This window comes from Kribbella albertanoniae, from assembly GCF_004348455.1.
In the GTDB taxonomy this organism is placed as follows: domain Bacteria; phylum Actinomycetota; class Actinomycetes; order Propionibacteriales; family Kribbellaceae; genus Kribbella; species Kribbella albertanoniae.
Map to the genome: position 1 here is coordinate 1 of NZ_SMKA01000214.1, position 16,705 is coordinate 16,705.

The following is a 16,705-nucleotide window of genomic DNA, read 5'->3' on the forward strand; positions in this document are numbered from 1 at the left end:
CTCCACAACGCTCACCCGGGTCCGCTTGGTCAGTACGTCGTCGGGCAGCGGCCGGCTGATGGACGTTGTACTGCGGGATGGCCGGATCGCGGCGGTGTATCCGAGCGGGGGTGTGCCGGCCAAGGGGGAGATAGTCGATCTGGACGGGCGGGTGGTGATACCGGGGCTGTGGGATCACCATGTGCATTTCGACATGCTGGCGCTGAGTGAGAGTCGGCTGGATGTTTCATCGGCTTCGTCGGCGGCTGAGTGTGCGGCGCTGGTGGGGGAGCGGCTGGCTGGGCGGTCGACGGGGACGACCCTGGTGGGGACTGGGTTTCAGGACGGGACGTGGCTCGACCGGCCGACCGCGGAGCTGCTGGACAAGCACAGCGCCGGGGTGCCGGTTGTGCTGATCAGCCATGACATTCATTGCGCCTGGCTCAACACCGAGGCGCTGCGTCGATGGGTTCCCGGTTTGCGCTCGGACGGGCTGGTTCTGGAGCAGGACTGCTACGAACTCGTGGCCCGGGTCAACGATCTGCCGGTGGCCGAGCTCGACGTACTGGTGGCTGAGTCGGTACGGCGGGCACACGCGCGCGGGACCGTCGGGATCGTCGAGTTCGAGCGGCGACCGAATCTCGACAGCTGGCAGCGCCGAACCCGTGCCGGGGTGTCGATGCGCGTCGCCTGCGGCGTGTACACCGATCACCTCGACGACGCGATCCACCGCGGGCTGGCCACCGGGGACGTGCTCCCCGACACCCGCGGCCTGGTCGAGATGGGCTCGTTCAAGATCGTCGTCGACGGTTCGCTGAACACCCGGACGGCCTGGTGTCACGAGGCATTCCCGGGTCTCAAAGGCGAGGCGGCGTACGGCGTCCAGGCGGTGCAGGCCGACGACCTGGACGAGCTTGTACGACGGGCGCACGTGGCCGGCATCGCGTCCGCCGTACACGCGATCGGGGATCGGGCGAACACACTTGCCCTCGACACGTTCGAGCGCACTGGCGCCCGCGGGACGATCGAGCATGCGCAACTGCTGAGCACGGATGACCTCGGCCGGTTCGCGCAACTGGGAGTCGCGGCGAGCGTCCAGCCACGGCACGCGATCGACGACCGCGAGGTGGCCGACAAGCACTGGGCCGGGCGGACCGAGCGAGCGTTCCCGCTGGCTTCGTTGCTGGCAGCCGGTGCCCGCCTCCTGCTCGGGTCGGATGCGCCGGTGGCGCCGCTGGACCCGTGGGTTTCGATCGCGTCCGCCGTGACGAGAACCGACCCCGGGCAGGAAGCCTGGCATGCCGAGCAGCGGATCTCGGTCAGCCAGGCGCTGGCCGCGTCGACCCGCCATGCGCGCATCGAACCCGGTCAGCCCGCCGATCTCGTCGTACTGGCGGCGGACCCGCACACGCTCGACGTCGAGCGACTCGCCACCCTGCCGGTCGAGGCCACGGTGGTCGCGGGCGAACTGGTGCACGGCAACTGGTGACCAACGAGAACAGGAGCGCCAACGGATGCGAGTCTTCATCTCCGTCGACATGGAAGGTATCGCGGGGATCGCGACCCCGGACCAGGCCTACCGCGGCGGCCACAACTACCCGATGGCGCAACGCCTGATCACGGCGGAGACCAACGCGGCCATCGCCGGTGCCTTCGATGCCGGAGCCACCGAGGTGCTGGTCAACGACGCGCACGGCACGATGGACAACCTGCTGCCTGACCTGCTCGACGAGCGGGCCGAGGTACTGCAGGGCTGGCCCAAAGCTCAATGCATGATCCAAGGCCTGACGTCGGAACACGACATTGCACTGTTCGTCGGCTACCACGCCCCGGCCGGGTCGCCGGGCGTGTTCTCCCACACGCTCTCCTCGCTGGCGTTCACCCGCTTCCTCGTGAACGGCGAGATCGCCTCGGAGACCGATCTCGGCGTACTGCAGGCCGCTGCGCTGGGCGTTCCGGTCGGCCTGGTCACCGGCGACGACGAGATCTGCCGCCTGACCCGCGAGAAGCACCGCGGCGTGGAGGCGGTCCAGGTGAAGCGGGCGGTCGGCCAGTTCGCGGCCGCTTCGGTCCATCCCACCAAGGCCCAAGCGCTCGTGCGGGCCGGGGCCGCGGCCGCCGTACGGCGGGCTGATCAGCTGCCGGTGCCTCAGTTGCCGGAGGCACTCACGCTCACCGTGGACCTCAAGATGCCCGCGCACGCGGAGATCGGGGCCCTGATCCCTGGTATGCGCCAGATCGACCGGTTGCGACTGGAATTCGACGCGGCGTCACCGGATCAGCTGCTCGGGGTGTGCGCCTTGCTGTGGGAGACAGCGCCCGGACACGTCTGAACGGACGGATCGGGGCCCGAGAGTTCGTTGGCTTCGCCGACGAAACGGCGGCACGCCGCTACCTAGCATGTGCGACACCTGAGCGCGGGGACAGAACTAAGGAGTGGTCGGAATGCAGAGCAGCATCGGACGCCGTCACCTGCTCACCGGGCTCGGCGCCTTGGGGGCGGCGACTGTCCTCCCGGGCTGTACGAACGACGGCCTCAAACCAGCCGGTACGTCGTCGAGCGGGCCCACCAGCAACACGATCGAGCACGCCTACGGTACGACGACGGTCCCGCCGGACCCAAAGCGGATCGTCGCCCTCGGCCAGACCGATATCGACGTACTGGTGGCCCTCGGGGTCCCGCCGATCGCGGTCGGCGTGTTCAGCGGGGACTGGTACTCGCCGCTGCACCCGTGGAACCGGGACGCGTTCCCGAAGCCGCCGGCGTTCCTCGATTTCGAGGAGTACTCCGTGGAGCAGATCCTCGCCCTGAAACCGGATCTGATCACCGGCGTGATGGGCGGGATGACCAAGAAGGAGTACGACAAGCTCAGCGCGATCTGTCCGGTCCTGGCCCAGCCGAAGGGGTTCACCGACTGGAACACCCCGATGGACCAGCAGACCAAGATGCTCGCCCAGGCGCTCAACAAGGTTGACAAGGGCAACGAACTGGTGGCCGAGGCGCAGCAGCGGGTGTCGGCGGCCGGTGCGGAGAACAAGGCCTTCGCCGGCCTGACGATCGCGCTCGCCGAGCGTTGGGGTGAGACCTACAAGGTGATCGGCCCGGCCACGCCGCGCTCGAAGTTCTTCACCGATCTCGGCTTCAAGACCCTGCCCGAGCTGGACGCGCTGCTCGGCAAGGCCTACAGCGCGGACATCTCGTCCGAGAAGCTCTCGCTGGTCGGCAAGGCCGACCTGGTGCTTTGGACAACGGACGGTGGGCAGGTCGAAGCGCTGAAGAAGAACCCGGTCGTCGCCGGGCTGAAGTCGACGAAGGAAGGCCGGTCGCTCTGGTCCACCGGGATGAAGGGCGACTCGGCGTTCTGGGCGATGGACTGGGGGACCGTGCTGAGCCTGCCATATGCGATCGAGCACGTCGTACCGCAGATCAAGCTGGCCATCGACGGCACCGCGGACACCAAGGTGGCGAACTTCTCCTCATGAGCGATCCCACCCTCGATGAGGTTGCCGACCAGATCGCAGCGCTGGTCGGTGAGCACCGGCTGCCGTCCATCTCGGTCGCTGTCGCATACGGCGGCCACGTGCAGGCGCGCGGCTTCGGGCTGGCCGATCTGGAAGGCCGACCGGCGACCGGCGAAACGCCGTACCTGCTGGCCTCGGTCACCAAACCGATCGTCGCGACGCTGTGTGTCCTGCTTGCCCAGCAAGGCCTCGTCAACCTCGACGAACCGCTCGCCGAGCGGCTGCCCTGGCTCGATGAGAAGCGCGCGACTGTGCGGCAGGCGCTGAGCCACACCGCCGGTTTCGGCCGCTACTGGGACTTCGCGTACGGCGAGCCGACCCGCGGGATCGAGTACGCCATGCGCCAGTACGGCGTCCAGATCCGTCCACCGGGCACCCGCTTCGAGTACGCGAACCTCGGGTACGGCGTACTCGAACCGTGGCTGCTCGCAGCAACCGGCCGGCCACTGGACGAGCTGCTGAAGCAGTACCTGTTCGAACCGTTCGGACTCACCTCCGGCGCCTTCGGCCCAGGTGCGGGCGGAGCCAACTCCGCAGTGCCCTACACCGCGGAGCGGCTGCTGCCGTACCCGACGATCCACACCAGCCACTCCGCCGCAGGCATGGCCTGGATGTCCGCCGCCGACCTGGCCCGCTTTGGCCAACTGCACACCAACGCGTCCACTGCGTTGACACCCGCATCGGCCGCCGCAGTGCGGACACCAGGTGTCGCGCCGACGGCCGACGGACGCCCTGACGTCTACGGCCTCGGCTGGAACGCCCGCTATCCCGACGGCGTCGAGGTGCTGACCCACCTCGGCGACATGTGCGGGGTGGGCACCTCGATCGCCGTACTGCCCGAGCACGGAGTGAGCGTTGCAGCAGTCATCAACCGCACCGGGTCCTGCATCCACGCCCGTACGGCGTGTGAGCTCGTCCTCGACGGGTTGGTCAGTCGCATCGGGTCAGCAGACGAGCCCCCGCCGTCCGCGGTGCGGGCGATCGGGGAGTGGGCCGGGTACGCCGAGACTCCGACCGGTCCGGTGCCGCTGCGGCTGGGCGTCTCTGCCGACGAGGCCGCCTGGATCGAGGTAGCAGGTGGCGTCCGCATGATGGCCCGTCTTGAGGAGGACGAGTCGTACGACGTGATGTTCGCGGCGGAGGTGCAACTGCCGACCCCCGACGCGTTGCGCGCCAGCCCGTGGCTCGAACTGGCACTCGACGTACAGACTGATCGGCTGGTCGGCTCCGCGCGCGCCGTCAAGCACGGCGAGGCGGGCGACCGGGTGGGCAACTGCCTCACCCACTGGTGCGAACTGGAACGCGTCCGATGAGCACCGCGGTGTTGTCGCCACCGACAACAGTGAATTCGGTACGGCGCCGCCTGGTGCTCGGACTCGCAGTCGCAGCGGCGATTCTCGTCGTACTGATGGCCGCGAGCCTCGCGCTCGGAGCCGAGCACGTCCCGTTCGGCCAGGTCTGGCGCGCACTGACCGTCGGGGGCACCGACGCCGACGTGATCGTGCGGGACGTCCGACTGCCGCGCACGCTCCTCGGCGTACTGGTCGGCTCCGCATTGGCCGTCGCCGGCGCGCTGATGCAGGCACTCAGCCGCAACCCGCTCGCCGAGCCCGGCCTCCTCGGAGTGAACGCCGGTGCCTCGCTCGGTGTCGTGATCGCGATGGCGTACTTCGGGATCGGTGCACTGTCCGGTTACATCTGGTTCGCGCTCATCGGCGCCAGCATCGCGACCGTCGCGGTCTACGCCCTCGGCTCGGCCGGAGCCGCCGGCGCCAGCCCGGCCCGGCTCGCGCTGGCTGGGGCAGCCATCACGGCGGCACTCACCGGCGCGATCTCCGCGATCGTGCTGCTCTCGTCCACGGTGTTCAACGGCTTCCGGGCCTGGAGCGTCGGAACGCTGTCCGGCCGGACGGCTCCGGTGGTCATCCAGGTGGCGCCGTTCATCGTGATCGGCGTGGTCCTGGGGCTCTTCCTGGTCTCGTCCCTCAACGCCCTCGCCCTTGGTGAGGACGCGGCGAAGGGCCTCGGGGCGAACGTCGCCCGGACACGACTCCTGGGTGTTGTCGCGACCACGTTGTTGTGCGGCGCGGCCACCGCTGCTGCGGGACCGATCTCGTTTGTCGGCCTCGTCGTACCGCACATGGTGCGCACGTTCACCGGACCGGACCATCGATGGCTCCTGCCGTACTGCCTGCTCGCCGGACCCATCCTGATGGTTGCCGCCGACCTCGCCGGCCGACTGATCGCCCGCCCCGGAGAGTTGCCGACGGCATTGGTCACCGCAGTGGTCGGCGCGCCGGTGTTCGTCTACCTGATCCGCCGTCGTCGGATGGCCGGGCTGTGACCGCGCCACAGGTGGTTCAGCGCCGGCCGGCGATCGCGCGGCTCGCATACGGCGAATGGTCGGTGCTGTGGCGCCCACGCGCCGTACTCGCGAGTGGTCTGGTCGTCCTGGCCATGCTCGTCTTCGCGCTGGTCCAGCTGTGCACCGGCGACTATCCGATGACGCCGGGGGAGGTGTTCGGGACCCTGAGCGGCCGCGGCGCGGCAGCCCAGGAGTTCGTGATCTACAACCTGCGCCTGCCCCGACTGCTCACCGCGGCCCTGGTCGGTCTCGCGCTCGGAGCCAGCGGCGCGATCTTCCAGTCGGTGACCCGGAACCCGTTGGGCAGCCCGGAGATCATGGGTTTCACGATGGGCGCCTCCGCCGGCGCGGTGGCGACCGTCCTCGTTCTCGGCGGCCAGGAGCTCGCCGGGATGGGCGGCGCGCTGGTCGGCGGCTTCGTCACCGCGGCGGTCGTCTACCGGCTCGCCTATCGCGGCGGCGGGGTGCAGGGATTCCGCCTGATCCTGGTCGGCGTCGCAGCGACCGCACTCCTCGACAGCCTGGTCTCGTACTTGTTGCTCCGGGCCCGTTTACAAGATGCCGAAGGCGCCTATACCTGGCTGGTCGGCAGCCTCAACGGCGCGGACTGGCAGCAGGTACAGATCATCGGCCTGACCGTTGCCGTGATGATCGTTCCAGTCCTTGCTATCGGCAACCAGATGCGACTGCTGGAGATGGGCGACGACCTCGCGCAGGGACTCGGCGTCCGGGTCGCGGTGACCCGGCGGCGGTTGCTGGTGATCGGCACGGTGCTGTGCGCCGGGGCCGTGGCGACTGCCGGGCCGATCGCGTTCGTCGCCCTGGCCGCGCCGCAGATCATGCGCCGGCTGACCGGCGGCTCGGTGTCGATCGTGCCCGCGGCCCTGATGGGAGCGCTGATCCTGATCGTCGGCGATCTCGCCGCCCAGCAGATCTGGCCGGACACCCAGATGCCGGTCGGCATCCCGACCCTCTGTATCGGCGGCACCTACCTGGCCTGGCTGCTGTACCAGCAGAGCCGTGCCTCCCGTCTCTGACCCCGGAACGAGTGAGCCATGACGACTGACCTCCAGACCCAGCCGCCACCCGGCAACCGCCTGCGCGCCCACGACCTCAAGCTCCAGTACGGCGAGCGCGTGGTCGCGGAGAACCTGTCGATCGACATCCCCGACCACTCGCTGACGATGATCGTCGGCCCGAACGCCTGCGGGAAGTCGACCCTGTTGCGTTCGCTCGCCCGGCTGCTCGCGCCGAACCACGGCAGCGTCGTTCTGGACGGGCAGGACATCTCCCGGTACCCGTCGAAGGAGGTCGCCCGCCGACTCGGCCTGCTCCCGCAGACCTCGATCGCCCCGGACGGCATCACGGTGGCCGATCTCGTGGCCCGCGGCCGCTTCCCGCATCAGAAATTCCTCCGGCAGTGGTCGACCGACGACGACGTTGCGGTCACCGCTGCACTCGAGCGGACCAACACCGCCGACCTGGCGAGTCGCTTCGTCGACGAGCTGTCCGGCGGGCAAAGGCAGCGTGTGTGGCTGGCCATGGCACTGGCCCAGGAAACGCCGCTGCTTCTCCTGGACGAGCCGACGACGTACCTCGACATCGCCCACCAGGTCGAGGTGCTGGACCTGTGCGCCGAGTTGCAGGAGAGCGGCGAACGGACAGTCGTCGTGGTGCTGCACGAGCTCAACCTCGCTGCGCGCTACGCGACCCATCTGATCGCGATGCGCGCCGGACAAGTGGTGGCTCAGGGTGCGCCCAAAGAGATCGTGACCCCGGAGCTGATCGAGAGCGTCTACCACTTGCGGTGCTCGATCATCGACGACCCGGAGACCGGTACGCCGTTGGTCGTGCCGGCTGCGCGGAGGAGTGCGCCTCGTGTACGTGAATCCTGATTTCAGCGCCGACACCCGGCAGGCACACGAGCTGATCACCCGCTGGCCGTTCGCCGTCCTGATCGCGGTCGAGCCGGAGGTCCAGGTGGCGTTCGTGCCACTGGAGCTACGTGCGCAGGAGGGCCCGTTCGGCACACTGGTCGGGCACGTCTCGGCCGCGGATCCGATGGCAGCCGCGATCCGGGCGGGCTGCGCCTTGCGGGTGGCGTTCACCGGGCCGACGGCGTACGTGAGCCCGGCCTGGTACGCCGACGCCGGGCTGCCGACGTACAACTTCGGTGCGGTGGAAGCCGCCGGAACCGCCGAGCCGATGGATGACCCGCGACACGTCGAAAGGCACTTGATGACACTGCTCTCCCAGCACGAGAAGGCGCGGACCGATGAGGGGGAGCGCTGGCGGCCGGACACGTGGGCGCGGCAACGAACGGCCGAGCTACTGAGCGAGCTGCAGGCGTTCACGATGGAGATCGAGCGACTCGAGGTGAAGCTGAAGATGGGCCAGAACCGTACGCCGGCCGACCGGATCGGCACGATCACCGGGCTGGAGTCCGCGGGCCGCGTGCAGCTGACCGAAGCCGCCGCGATGATGCGGACCCGGTACGGCGCCGACGGGTGCCCGCGATGACCGGCCGCGCGGATGTCGCCCTGGTCGGCGGCCGCGTGATCGACCCCGAGACCGGACTGGACGACATCCGGACGGTGGCGTTCACCGGCGGCGAGATCACGCACGTGACGACTGAGTTCGTCGCGGCCGAGAAGGTCATCGATGCGACCGGGCTGGTGGTCGCGCCTGGCTTCATCGATCTGCACAGCCACGCGCAGTCGTTGATCGGCGCTCGCCTGCAGGCCTTGGACGGCGTCACCAGCGCGCTCGACCTGGAGGCCGGTCGCTGGCCGGTCGGACCCGCGATCCGGGCCGCCGAGGACCAGGGCCGGCCGATCAACTTCGGCTTCTCGGCGGGCTGGGCGCATGTGCGGGCCACGATCGCCGGGGGAGCGAAGATCGGTCCGGACGTCATCCTGCCCGCGGCTCCCGGCTGGGATCAGCCGTGGTCGAGTCGCCAGGTGGCCGACGTACTGGACATGCTCGCGGAGGAGCTTGCCGCGGGCGCGGTCGGGATCGGCGTACTGCTCGGGTATGCGCCCGGTGTCACGCGGGCCGAGTATCTGGAGGTTGCGCAGCTCGCGACCGAGTTCGGCGTCGGCACGTTCACGCATGCCCGCTTCCTGTCCGGCGCCGAGCCGGGGTCGTCGCTCGAGGGCGTCCTCGAGGTGATCGCGGCCTCGGCGGCGACCGGGGCGCCGATGCACCTCTGCCATCTGAACAGCACCTCAGGGCGGCAGGCTCCACAGGTGGCCAGTGCCTTGACGACGGCGGCCGGGCAGGGGCTGCCGGTGACTGGCGAGGCCTATCCGTACGGCTCCGGTGCGACCGAGATCGGTGCTGCCTTCCTCAGCCCGGAGAACCTGCCGCGGCTCGGCATCGACCACACGGCCGTCCATCTGCTCGCAGCGGGCCGCCCGGTCCGGGATCCGGCCGAGTACGACGAACTGCGCGCCACCCGGCCGGATACCGATGTGATCGTGGCGTTCCTCGACGAGTCCGATCCGGATGATCTGGCTGCGCTGCTCGGAACGCTGCTGCTGCCGGACACAGCGATTGCTTCCGACGCGTTCACGCCGTACCTCGATGCGAGTCCGGTGACCGCTGACCTCTGGCCGTCGCCACCTGGTGCGGTGACGCATCCGCGGAGTGCGGGCTGCTTTGCGAAGGTGTTCCGCTGGTTGGTGCGCGATCTGGGTGTGGTCACGCTGCCGGATGCGGTCCGGCGATGCACGCTGATCCCGGCTCAGGTCCTGGCCGCCAGTACGCCGCAGGCCCGCCGGAAGGGACGGCTGCAGACGGGCTGCGATGCCGACGTGGTGGTGTTCGACCCGGCGCGGTTCGGCGACGTTGCGACGTACGAGCAATTGGAGCCGTCGCGCGGGATGGTGCATGTCTTCGTCGACGGGGTTCCCGTGGTCCGTGACGGCGAACTCGTGCTGGATGCCCGGCCCGGCCGCCCGATCCTCGGCGCGGGCCTCGGCTGACCCGGCCTACCATCGACCATGGACGCCAACCCGAGACCGACGCTGGGCATGGTCCTGCAGCATCTGGGACCGATGCTGCTCTCCACCCTGGCCGGCACACCGCAGTACCTGACGCCGGTGGGTGGAGTCGTCGTCCACGACCCGGGTGACCCGCCCGCGATGCCGCCCGGAGCGATCCTGCTCGGCGTCGGGGTGACCGATCCGGACGAGATCCTCGAGTTGGTTGCGCTGGGCAACCGGTACGACGCCGCGGCCGTCGTGATCCGGCAGCCGCGCGACCGCGGGCCGGTGCTGCCCGACGAGGGGACGGTCGTTCTCGGCCTGCCGGCCGGGGTGGCGTGGCAACAGGTGATCGGCGTACTGACCACCGCCATGCAATCGGCGCTGCACCCGGCCGGCCGCGGGCTGGACGGGCAAGAGGCCGGCGACCTGTTCGGGATGGCCGGCGCGATCAGCGATCTCATCGACGCGTCGATCACGATCGAGGACCGCAACTCGGTGGTGCTCGCGTACTCCGATCACCACGGGGAGACCGACGCGATCCGCGTCGAGGTGATCCTGGGCCGCCGTACCCCGGAGGTCTATGCGGGGTTCGACGAGGAGCGCGGCGCCATGCGGGCGATCCGCGAGTCGCTGCGACCGGTCTTCCTGCCGCCGTTGGCGCTGTCCGACGGCCGGAGTACGCGGGGCCGAGTCGCGGTCGCCGTCCGGGCCGGTGACGAGATCCTCGGCTCGATCTGGGCGGTGGCCGACAAGCCGCTCAGTACCGAGAAGGACGATCTGCTGCTCGACGCGTCGCGACTGGTTGCGCTGCACATGCTGCAACTGAGGGCCGGTGCGGACGGCGCTCGCCGGTTGCGCACCGACCTGCTGGCCACCGCACTCACTGGTGGTCCCGAGGCGCGGTCGGCGTTGGATCGGCTGCGGCTGGCGGATCGGCCGCTGATCGTCGTCGCGTTGACGCTGGGCGATCCGGCCGGGGGTGCGGCGGCCGCCGTACACGTCACTAAGTCCCAGCGGGTGGCAGTGTCGTTCCAGGTCCATCTGGCCGGCAGTTGGGCGGACGCGGCGGTCGCGCTGCTCGACGACACGGTCTACGCGCTCGTACCGGCGCGGCGGCCGGACACTGCGGTCAGCCTCGAATTCCTGTGCCGGAACTTCGTCGAGCGCACGGCGAACGACGCCATCGTGGGAATCGGCCGCGTCGTGGAGCACTCGGCTGAGCTGGAGCTTTCGCGCGCGGATGCGGACCGTGCGCTGCGCGTATTGGCCCGTCGGTCCGCGGGTGCTGAGCGGGTTGCCCGGGCCTCGGACATCGAAGCCGAGGCGATGCTGCTGGAGCTTCGTGATCTGGCGCTGGCCTCGAAGCGGGGGCCGTTCGGCGCGTATGCGCGGTTACTTGCCTATGACGACAATCGGGACTCGACGTTCCTGGTGGATTCGCTCCGGGCCTGGCTTGACGCGCACGGCGACGTGATGGCTGCCGCGGCGGCGACACACGTGCACCAGAACACCTTCCGGTACCGGCTTAAGCGGTTGTCGGAGATCGGGGAGTTCTCGCTCGAAGATCCGGCGGCCAGGTTTGCCCTGCAGCTTCAGCTGCGCCTCTGGCCGCCGGACTCCGCGGGACGCTCGAGCAAGTAGCACCCGTCCCTGCGGACGTCGACGACTCGCCAGCCGTCGGCGAGCGCCCACGTCAGTGCCTCCCGCAGACCAGCTCGCCAGGCGCTGGCTGCAGTGGGGTTCGTCCGTCGAAGGCCTTCGATGTCTGTCGGGATCTGCAGCGTCAGCGGGCCGTCGCCGGTAGCTGGCAGCTGGACGTGCGGTTGGTCGCCGTCGTTGCGGAGTACATCCACCGGTTCCTGGGTGAGCACCGTCGGACGGGGCGGGTAGGGGTGCAGCAGGTTCCAGTTCGCCAAGGCTCGGTCCGAGTCGTCGTGCCCGTTCAGTGCGTCGCCCATGTCGCCGTAGAAGTTCTCGAAGTAGCAGTCGATGGCTGCGCCCAGTCGATGCACATTCAGATAGGCGTTGCGGGCCACCAGCGGGTCGAAAGTCCAGGTGATGTTGGTGGCGCCCACCTCCAGCGCCCAGTGCCGCTGATGAAGCTTCAGCGCGATGCCGGCGCCCCGGCCGCGCAACTCGGGCAGCATCCCGGCGATGTGACTGTGCAAGGTCTGTGCCCGCGGCGGTGAGAAGAAGCCGGCCGCCGCGCCGACCACCCGATCGCCGACCCGGACCAACGCGACGTAGTTGCCACTATGGGCCAGCGCGGTGAGTGCACCCGGCGTCAGCACGCTGGTCTCGCTGTCATGCCAGACCTCGTCGAAGAGCCGGCTCGCCGCCGCGCAATCCGCGTACGTGGTGGCCGGCTCGATCCGCACCCCGGCCCGCGCGGCCGCGTCGTACGCGAGAGCCGCCGCGTCCTGAACCCAGCCGTCCGGAACCGAGTCCCCGACGTCGGGGGCCTTGCTGTCAGCCGTCATCACGTCTCTGCTCTGCCTCTCACGCTGGGTAGCGAACCCCGCCATCCTGACCGCAACCACCCACCCACCGGCACGGCTCGCGTCACGAATTCCGGCCCGCTGCTTGGGTCATCCGGACGAACGTCGCGGAATTGATCTGCGGGTGGATGCAACCAACTTCGACCCCGTTGGTGTGTCTAACTCGGTACCAAGGACGGGGAGGCAACATGAGTGATCAGGACGCGGCGTTCCAGGCGTACTTCGTGGCACGCTCCGACTCCATGCGCGGTACGGCGTACCTGCTGTGCGGCGACTGGCATCGTGCGGAAGACCTGGTCCAGCAGACGTTCACGAAGATCTATCTGGCCTGGCGCCGGATCCAGCGGCACGAGGCAATGGACAGCTATACCCGGCAGACGCTCGTACGGACGTTCCTGTCCGAGCGCCGCCGCGGGTGGTTCCGGTACGAGTCGGTCGGTCCTCCGGAGACCGATCGGGCTGCGCCGTCGTCGGGTCTTGCCGACGAACGGCTCGTGCTGATGGAGGCGCTCGCGAAGGTGCCGCCGAGGCAACGCGCGGTTCTGGTCCTGCGCTACTGGGAGGACCAGTCCGTCGAACAGACGGCCGCGCTGCTCGATTGCTCGCCAGGAAATGTCAAGAGCCAGGCTGCGCGGGGGCTGACGACTCTGCGCGGTCTGTTAGAAGAAGAGAGAGTTCGATGAACGAGAAGGATCTCAACGAGGCAATGCACGACGTGTTGGTGCGCAGCAGCCCGCCGCCGTCGATGGATCCTGCGAGCGCACTCGACCGGGCCCGCCGGGTGCGCAAGCGGCGCCGGGCAACGTGGGCCGGGTTGGCCGCCGTACCGCTGGTCGCTGGTGTCGTAGCCGGTCCCACCCTGATTGCGAACCTCCCCGGTGGCGGATCGACGGAGCCGATGGTGGCCGGCGGCGGCACGACGACCGCTGTCCCGACGACGCGGAAGTCCGGTGATCCGTGGCCGGAGGGCCAGGCGGACCGTACGGCGACGGCGGGTCCACGCGCCGAACGAGCCGTGACGTTGATGGACGACCTGAGCTCGTCGGTGCCGGCCGGGTTCAGTACGCCGGACTTGAAGTACCCGGACGGTCGCGCGATGAGGTCGCCGCAGAGCCAGTACGCGTCGAACGACGGAGAGCAGGACTATTGGCAGTACCGAGTCAACATCCCGGTGCAGAAGGGCGACCGGGTAGGCCAGCTGCTGGTGGAGTCGTTCACGCCTGACGGGAAGCCGGCAACAACCCCGTGCAAGCTGGCGCAGAGCTTCTGGGGTGGAAGGGGCACCTGCGCCGTCGTGGACGTCGCCGGCAAGAAGGTCGGCGTGGTCACCACCAAGGGTGACGCCAGCTACGACCAGTGGGCCGCGTACCGCCACGCCAACGGCTCGATCGTCTACCTCGCCCAGGTGAAGAAGAGCGACCACTCGGAGCATGCAGCCTTGACGCAACCGATCTTCAGCACCCGCCAACTGGCCGAGCTGGTGACGTCGACGAAGTTCCAGATCAACAGCTGACAGGCGGAGGCAGTCCACCAGGTGGGCTGCCTCTTCCGGGCGGGCGGGGGCGGGTGTCACCATGCGAGGGTTGGTATACCAGGAGGCGCGTGTAGGTCGATGAGCCTTGCAAGCTACCCAGCAGTGACGGTTACTGCGGTCGCTATGTCGCAGGAGCGCAATGACCTGCGCGACATCGCTCGCGTTCAGTGGGCAGACCCTCACGGTGGGTTAGAAGACAGCTCGATCGACGACATCATCCGCTGGCTCGACCACCGCGCCGGCATCGCGTACGTCGCCAACCCCGACGGGAGCCGCGGCCCCCGGATCCGCGTCGTCGGCGCGAGCCCGCAGCGCTACATCCGAAGCAACCCCGACGACGAGGCCGCCGACGCCCTACTGAGGTTGCCACGCCTGGACGCCGTCGTACTGCCCGACCGATCCAGGGCCCGCCGAGCCGCCCGCCAACCAGGCTGGCGCTGGTCCGTCGGAAGACGAGCCCGACCGGCCATGTAGGCAGATCTACTGCCTCAGCCGACGTGGATGCCGGGTCTGCGGGCTGGGTCCGATTCGTGCTGGCGGATGATCTCGCGGACGACGGGTGCGGTGTCGCCACGGCCGAGGATGAGGTAGCGCAGCAGGTGGCTGAGCGGATTGCCCTCGGACCATTCGAAGTGGCAGTGCGGCAGTACGTCGGTGGTGTCGCGGAGGGCGAGCAGGATGGCGGCGATGGCGTTCGGTACGGCGGGGCTTTCGGCGCGGAGCACGCGGTAGCCGTCGACCTCGACGCCGCGTACCCGCAGTACGTCACTGAAGGTGGACGGGTCGACGACGTCGATCTCGAGGAAGACGATGTCGGTGCGGTGGGGGACCGGGTCGGCGTCCCGGACGTCGGCCTCCTTGGCCGCGTACTCCGCGGCATCGCCGGCCTGACGCTGGTTGGCGATGATGTTGAGGATGCCGTCGCTGCGGATCGATTCGGTGAGGAAGCCGCGGGCCGCGTCGTCGAACTCGATCCGGTCGGCGCGTAGTTCGGTGGTGCGGGCGACGCGGGAGATCAGCGAGACGGTGATGATGCCGGCGATGAACAGGCCGGAGATGGCGATGCCGTCGGGCTTCTCGATGATGTTCTCGACCAGCGCGTACAGCAGGATCAGGGTGAGAACGGTGAAGGCGACGGTCGCCTTGCCCTGCCGCTTCCGCAGTGCCGAGATCGCGACCGCGACCGCGCCGGAGACCATCATGACCAGGATGCCGGTCGCGTAGGCCCCGGCCTGGGCGTCGACATCGGCGCCGAAGGCGATCGTGATCGCGATGCTGATCGCGGTGTAGACGAGCACCACCGGGCGAACGGCGCGTCCCCATTCGGGTGCCATCCCGTACGACGGAAGGTAGCGGGGCACGATGTTGATCAGCCCGGCCATGGCCGAGGCGCCGGCGAACCAGAGGATCAGGACGCTACTCAGGTCGTAGACGGTTCCGAAGGCTTCGCCGAGCTTCTCGTGGGCCAGGAAGGCCATCGCGCGCCCGCTCGCTGCGCCGCCGGGCTCGAACTCCTTGGCAGGAATCAGCACGGTGGTGATGAAGCTCGTCGCCAGCAGGTAGACGCTCATGATCAGGGCGGCTGCGGTGAGGAGCTTCTTGGTGTTGCGGATGCGGTCGGCCAGCCGCTGTTCGGCGGTCTCACCGTTCGCGGCGACCAGCGGCATCATGCTGACGCCGGTCTCGAATCCGGACATTCCCAGGACAAGCAAGGGGAAAGCGATGATGGCCGGCCCGATGACGCCGCCGAAGCCTTCCCGGCCGGCGGTCAGCGCGTCGACCCAGCTGTCGAACGCGCCGGGAACCGTAGCAACGTCGTACAGGCCGACTGCCACGATCGCAGCGTTGAGGAGCAGGAACACGCCGACCAGCGGGATCGCCACGCCGACGGCTTCGCTGAAGCCCATCAGGAACACGCCGCCGAGGATCAGCAGCAGTACGACGGTGATGATGACTTCCTGGCCATGCAGGAAGTCCGGGGTATAGGGGTTCTCGACCAGGTGCACCGTGGCGTCGGCCGACGAGAGCGTGATCGTGATGATCCAGGACGTCGCGACGAATCCCAGCAGCACTAGCACGAACAGCTTGCCGCGCCAGAACGGCAGCAGGTTCTCCAGCATGGCGATCGAGCCCTGCCCGTGCGGACTCTCCTTCGCCACCCGCCGGTACATCGGCAGCATGCCGAGCAGCGTCAAGGCAACGATCAACAACGTTGCCAACGGCGACAACGCACCGGCCGCCAGGGCGGCGATACCGGGCAGATAGGACAGCGTCGAGAAGTAGTCGACGCCCGTCAGGCACATCACCTTCCACCACGACTGCGGTGTCGCGTGACCCTCGCCGGCCTCCGGCCCAACCGGCTGCACCCGATGCTGCAGTAGCCACCCGGCCACCCCACGCGCCCCGGCCGACTGATCGCCAGGACCTTTGACGGTGGCGGGTACGACGTACTCGTCTGGAGAGATCACGCGAGCCAGAATGCCCGATCCATGAGCAACGCCGTAATCGGTGTTAGAACCCTGTGAGAATCGCCGAACGGCCCGGGCGGACAGCCGCATCTGAGCCAAGCGGCAGCGGATAATCCGTTCCCCTATCCGGCGCCTGAGGTGATCCGCCGTGCAGGTGGTTCGGGTGTACTGCGGTCACCTGGTGGGGACCTGGGACATCTGGTCGGGTGTCCGGGGTCCCCGGTAGGTGTACGCGGTTCGGTGGTTCGGCTGATCCTTGCGCGGGCTGGGGAGTTCTACCCGTCGTTTTCGGGAGGTAGGACTCCCCAGCCCCGCCGGACAGCCGCGTACCGCTCCCCAACCGCCCGAAC

General features: G+C 68.9%; 15 protein-coding genes. 13 read left to right on the plus strand and 2 right to left on the minus strand.

Features of this window, described 5'->3' with window-relative positions:
- The 10 genes from E1261_RS32955 to E1261_RS33000 form a co-directional block, all read left to right on the plus strand.
- Positions 1-1,468 (plus strand): amidohydrolase (locus tag E1261_RS32955; protein ID WP_202875245.1); only part of this gene is annotated, 1,468 nt, incomplete at its 5' end.
- Positions 1,469-1,493: 25 nt separating this feature from the next.
- A complete protein-coding gene (locus E1261_RS32960; RefSeq protein WP_132413555.1) occupies positions 1,494-2,312 on the plus strand; it encodes a M55 family metallopeptidase in 819 nt (272 codons plus the stop codon).
- Between the two features lie 112 nt (positions 2,313-2,424).
- Positions 2,425-3,462 (plus strand): ABC transporter substrate-binding protein, encoded by a 1,038-nt coding sequence (locus tag E1261_RS32965; RefSeq protein WP_132413557.1) that lies wholly within the window; start codon positions 2,425-2,427, stop codon positions 3,460-3,462.
- On the plus strand, positions 3,459-4,814 hold the full coding sequence (locus E1261_RS32970; RefSeq protein WP_132413559.1) for a serine hydrolase domain-containing protein: 1,356 nt from the start codon (positions 3,459-3,461) through the stop codon (positions 4,812-4,814). Before E1261_RS32965 ends, E1261_RS32970 begins: the two co-directional genes overlap by 4 nt.
- Entirely contained in the window at positions 4,811-5,845 is a 1,035-nt protein-coding gene (locus E1261_RS32975) for a FecCD family ABC transporter permease (protein ID WP_132413561.1), read from the plus strand. The genes E1261_RS32970 and E1261_RS32975 overlap by 4 nt, the downstream gene beginning before the upstream one ends.
- The gene (locus E1261_RS32980; protein WP_202875247.1) at positions 5,842-6,903 is read left to right on the plus strand and encodes a FecCD family ABC transporter permease; all 1,062 of its coding nucleotides are present in this window, start codon (positions 5,842-5,844) and stop codon (positions 6,901-6,903) included. Before E1261_RS32975 ends, E1261_RS32980 begins: the two co-directional genes overlap by 4 nt.
- Before the next feature lie 18 nt (positions 6,904-6,921).
- On the plus strand, positions 6,922-7,761 hold the full coding sequence (locus tag E1261_RS32985; RefSeq protein ID WP_132413563.1) for an ABC transporter ATP-binding protein: 840 nt from the start codon (positions 6,922-6,924) through the stop codon (positions 7,759-7,761).
- The gene (locus tag E1261_RS32990; RefSeq protein WP_165952735.1) at positions 7,745-8,386 is read left to right on the plus strand and encodes an FMN-binding negative transcriptional regulator; all 642 of its coding nucleotides are present in this window, start codon (positions 7,745-7,747) and stop codon (positions 8,384-8,386) included. The genes E1261_RS32985 and E1261_RS32990 overlap by 17 nt, the downstream gene beginning before the upstream one ends.
- The gene (locus tag E1261_RS32995) at positions 8,383-9,852 is read left to right on the plus strand and encodes an amidohydrolase family protein (RefSeq protein WP_132413567.1); all 1,470 of its coding nucleotides are present in this window, start codon (positions 8,383-8,385) and stop codon (positions 9,850-9,852) included. Before E1261_RS32990 ends, E1261_RS32995 begins: the two co-directional genes overlap by 4 nt.
- 18 nt (positions 9,853-9,870) lie before the next feature.
- Positions 9,871-11,496, plus strand: a complete 1,626-nt coding sequence (locus tag E1261_RS33000) for a PucR family transcriptional regulator (RefSeq protein WP_132413569.1) — start codon at positions 9,871-9,873, stop codon at positions 11,494-11,496.
- Here E1261_RS33000 and E1261_RS33005 read toward each other — a convergent pair.
- Positions 11,448-12,335, minus strand: a complete 888-nt coding sequence (locus tag E1261_RS33005; RefSeq protein ID WP_132413571.1) for a GNAT family N-acetyltransferase — start codon at positions 12,333-12,335, stop codon at positions 11,448-11,450. The two genes, E1261_RS33000 and E1261_RS33005, sit on opposite strands and share 49 nt — an antisense overlap.
- A gap of 206 nt (positions 12,336-12,541) precedes the next feature.
- On the opposite strand from E1261_RS33005, the gene E1261_RS33010 reads away from it, so the two are divergent.
- The 3 genes from E1261_RS33010 to E1261_RS33020 all read left to right on the plus strand — a co-directional run bounded on the left by E1261_RS33010 (position 12,542) and on the right by E1261_RS33020 (position 14,361).
- Positions 12,542-13,036: a SigE family RNA polymerase sigma factor gene (locus E1261_RS33010; protein ID WP_132413573.1), complete on the plus strand. Its 495-nt coding sequence runs from the start codon at positions 12,542-12,544 to the stop codon at positions 13,034-13,036.
- A complete protein-coding gene (locus E1261_RS33015) occupies positions 13,033-13,866 on the plus strand; it encodes a hypothetical protein (RefSeq protein ID WP_132413575.1) in 834 nt (277 codons plus the stop codon). The genes E1261_RS33010 and E1261_RS33015 overlap by 4 nt, the downstream gene beginning before the upstream one ends.
- Before the next feature lie 99 nt (positions 13,867-13,965).
- The gene (locus E1261_RS33020) at positions 13,966-14,361 is read left to right on the plus strand and encodes a DUF3892 domain-containing protein (RefSeq protein ID WP_132413577.1); all 396 of its coding nucleotides are present in this window, start codon (positions 13,966-13,968) and stop codon (positions 14,359-14,361) included.
- 14 nt (positions 14,362-14,375) lie between these two features.
- Here E1261_RS33020 and E1261_RS33025 read toward each other — a convergent pair whose 3' ends face one another.
- Entirely contained in the window at positions 14,376-16,355 is a 1,980-nt protein-coding gene (locus tag E1261_RS33025) for an APC family permease (protein ID WP_238176572.1), read from the minus strand.
- Positions 16,356-16,705 lie beyond the last annotated feature (350 nt).

Coding starts and splice junctions, on each gene's coding strand:
- E1261_RS33005 (WP_132413571.1), bottom strand. CDS start 12,335: ATGACGGCTGACAGCAAGGCCCCCGACGTCGGGGACTCGGTTCCGGAC.
- E1261_RS33000 (WP_132413569.1), top strand. CDS start 9,871: ATGGACGCCAACCCGAGACCGACGCTGGGCATGGTCCTGCAGCATCTG.
- E1261_RS33015 (WP_132413575.1), top strand. CDS start 13,033: ATGAACGAGAAGGATCTCAACGAGGCAATGCACGACGTGTTGGTGCGC.
- E1261_RS32970 (WP_132413559.1), top strand. CDS start 3,459: ATGAGCGATCCCACCCTCGATGAGGTTGCCGACCAGATCGCAGCGCTG.
- E1261_RS33010 (WP_132413573.1), top strand. CDS start 12,542: ATGAGTGATCAGGACGCGGCGTTCCAGGCGTACTTCGTGGCACGCTCC.
- E1261_RS33020 (WP_132413577.1), top strand. CDS start 13,966: ATGAGCCTTGCAAGCTACCCAGCAGTGACGGTTACTGCGGTCGCTATG.
- E1261_RS32995 (WP_132413567.1), top strand. CDS start 8,383: ATGACCGGCCGCGCGGATGTCGCCCTGGTCGGCGGCCGCGTGATCGAC.
- E1261_RS32975 (WP_132413561.1), top strand. CDS start 4,811: ATGAGCACCGCGGTGTTGTCGCCACCGACAACAGTGAATTCGGTACGG.
- E1261_RS32960 (WP_132413555.1), top strand. CDS start 1,494: ATGCGAGTCTTCATCTCCGTCGACATGGAAGGTATCGCGGGGATCGCG.
- E1261_RS32965 (WP_132413557.1), top strand. CDS start 2,425: ATGCAGAGCAGCATCGGACGCCGTCACCTGCTCACCGGGCTCGGCGCC.
- E1261_RS32985 (WP_132413563.1), top strand. CDS start 6,922: ATGACGACTGACCTCCAGACCCAGCCGCCACCCGGCAACCGCCTGCGC.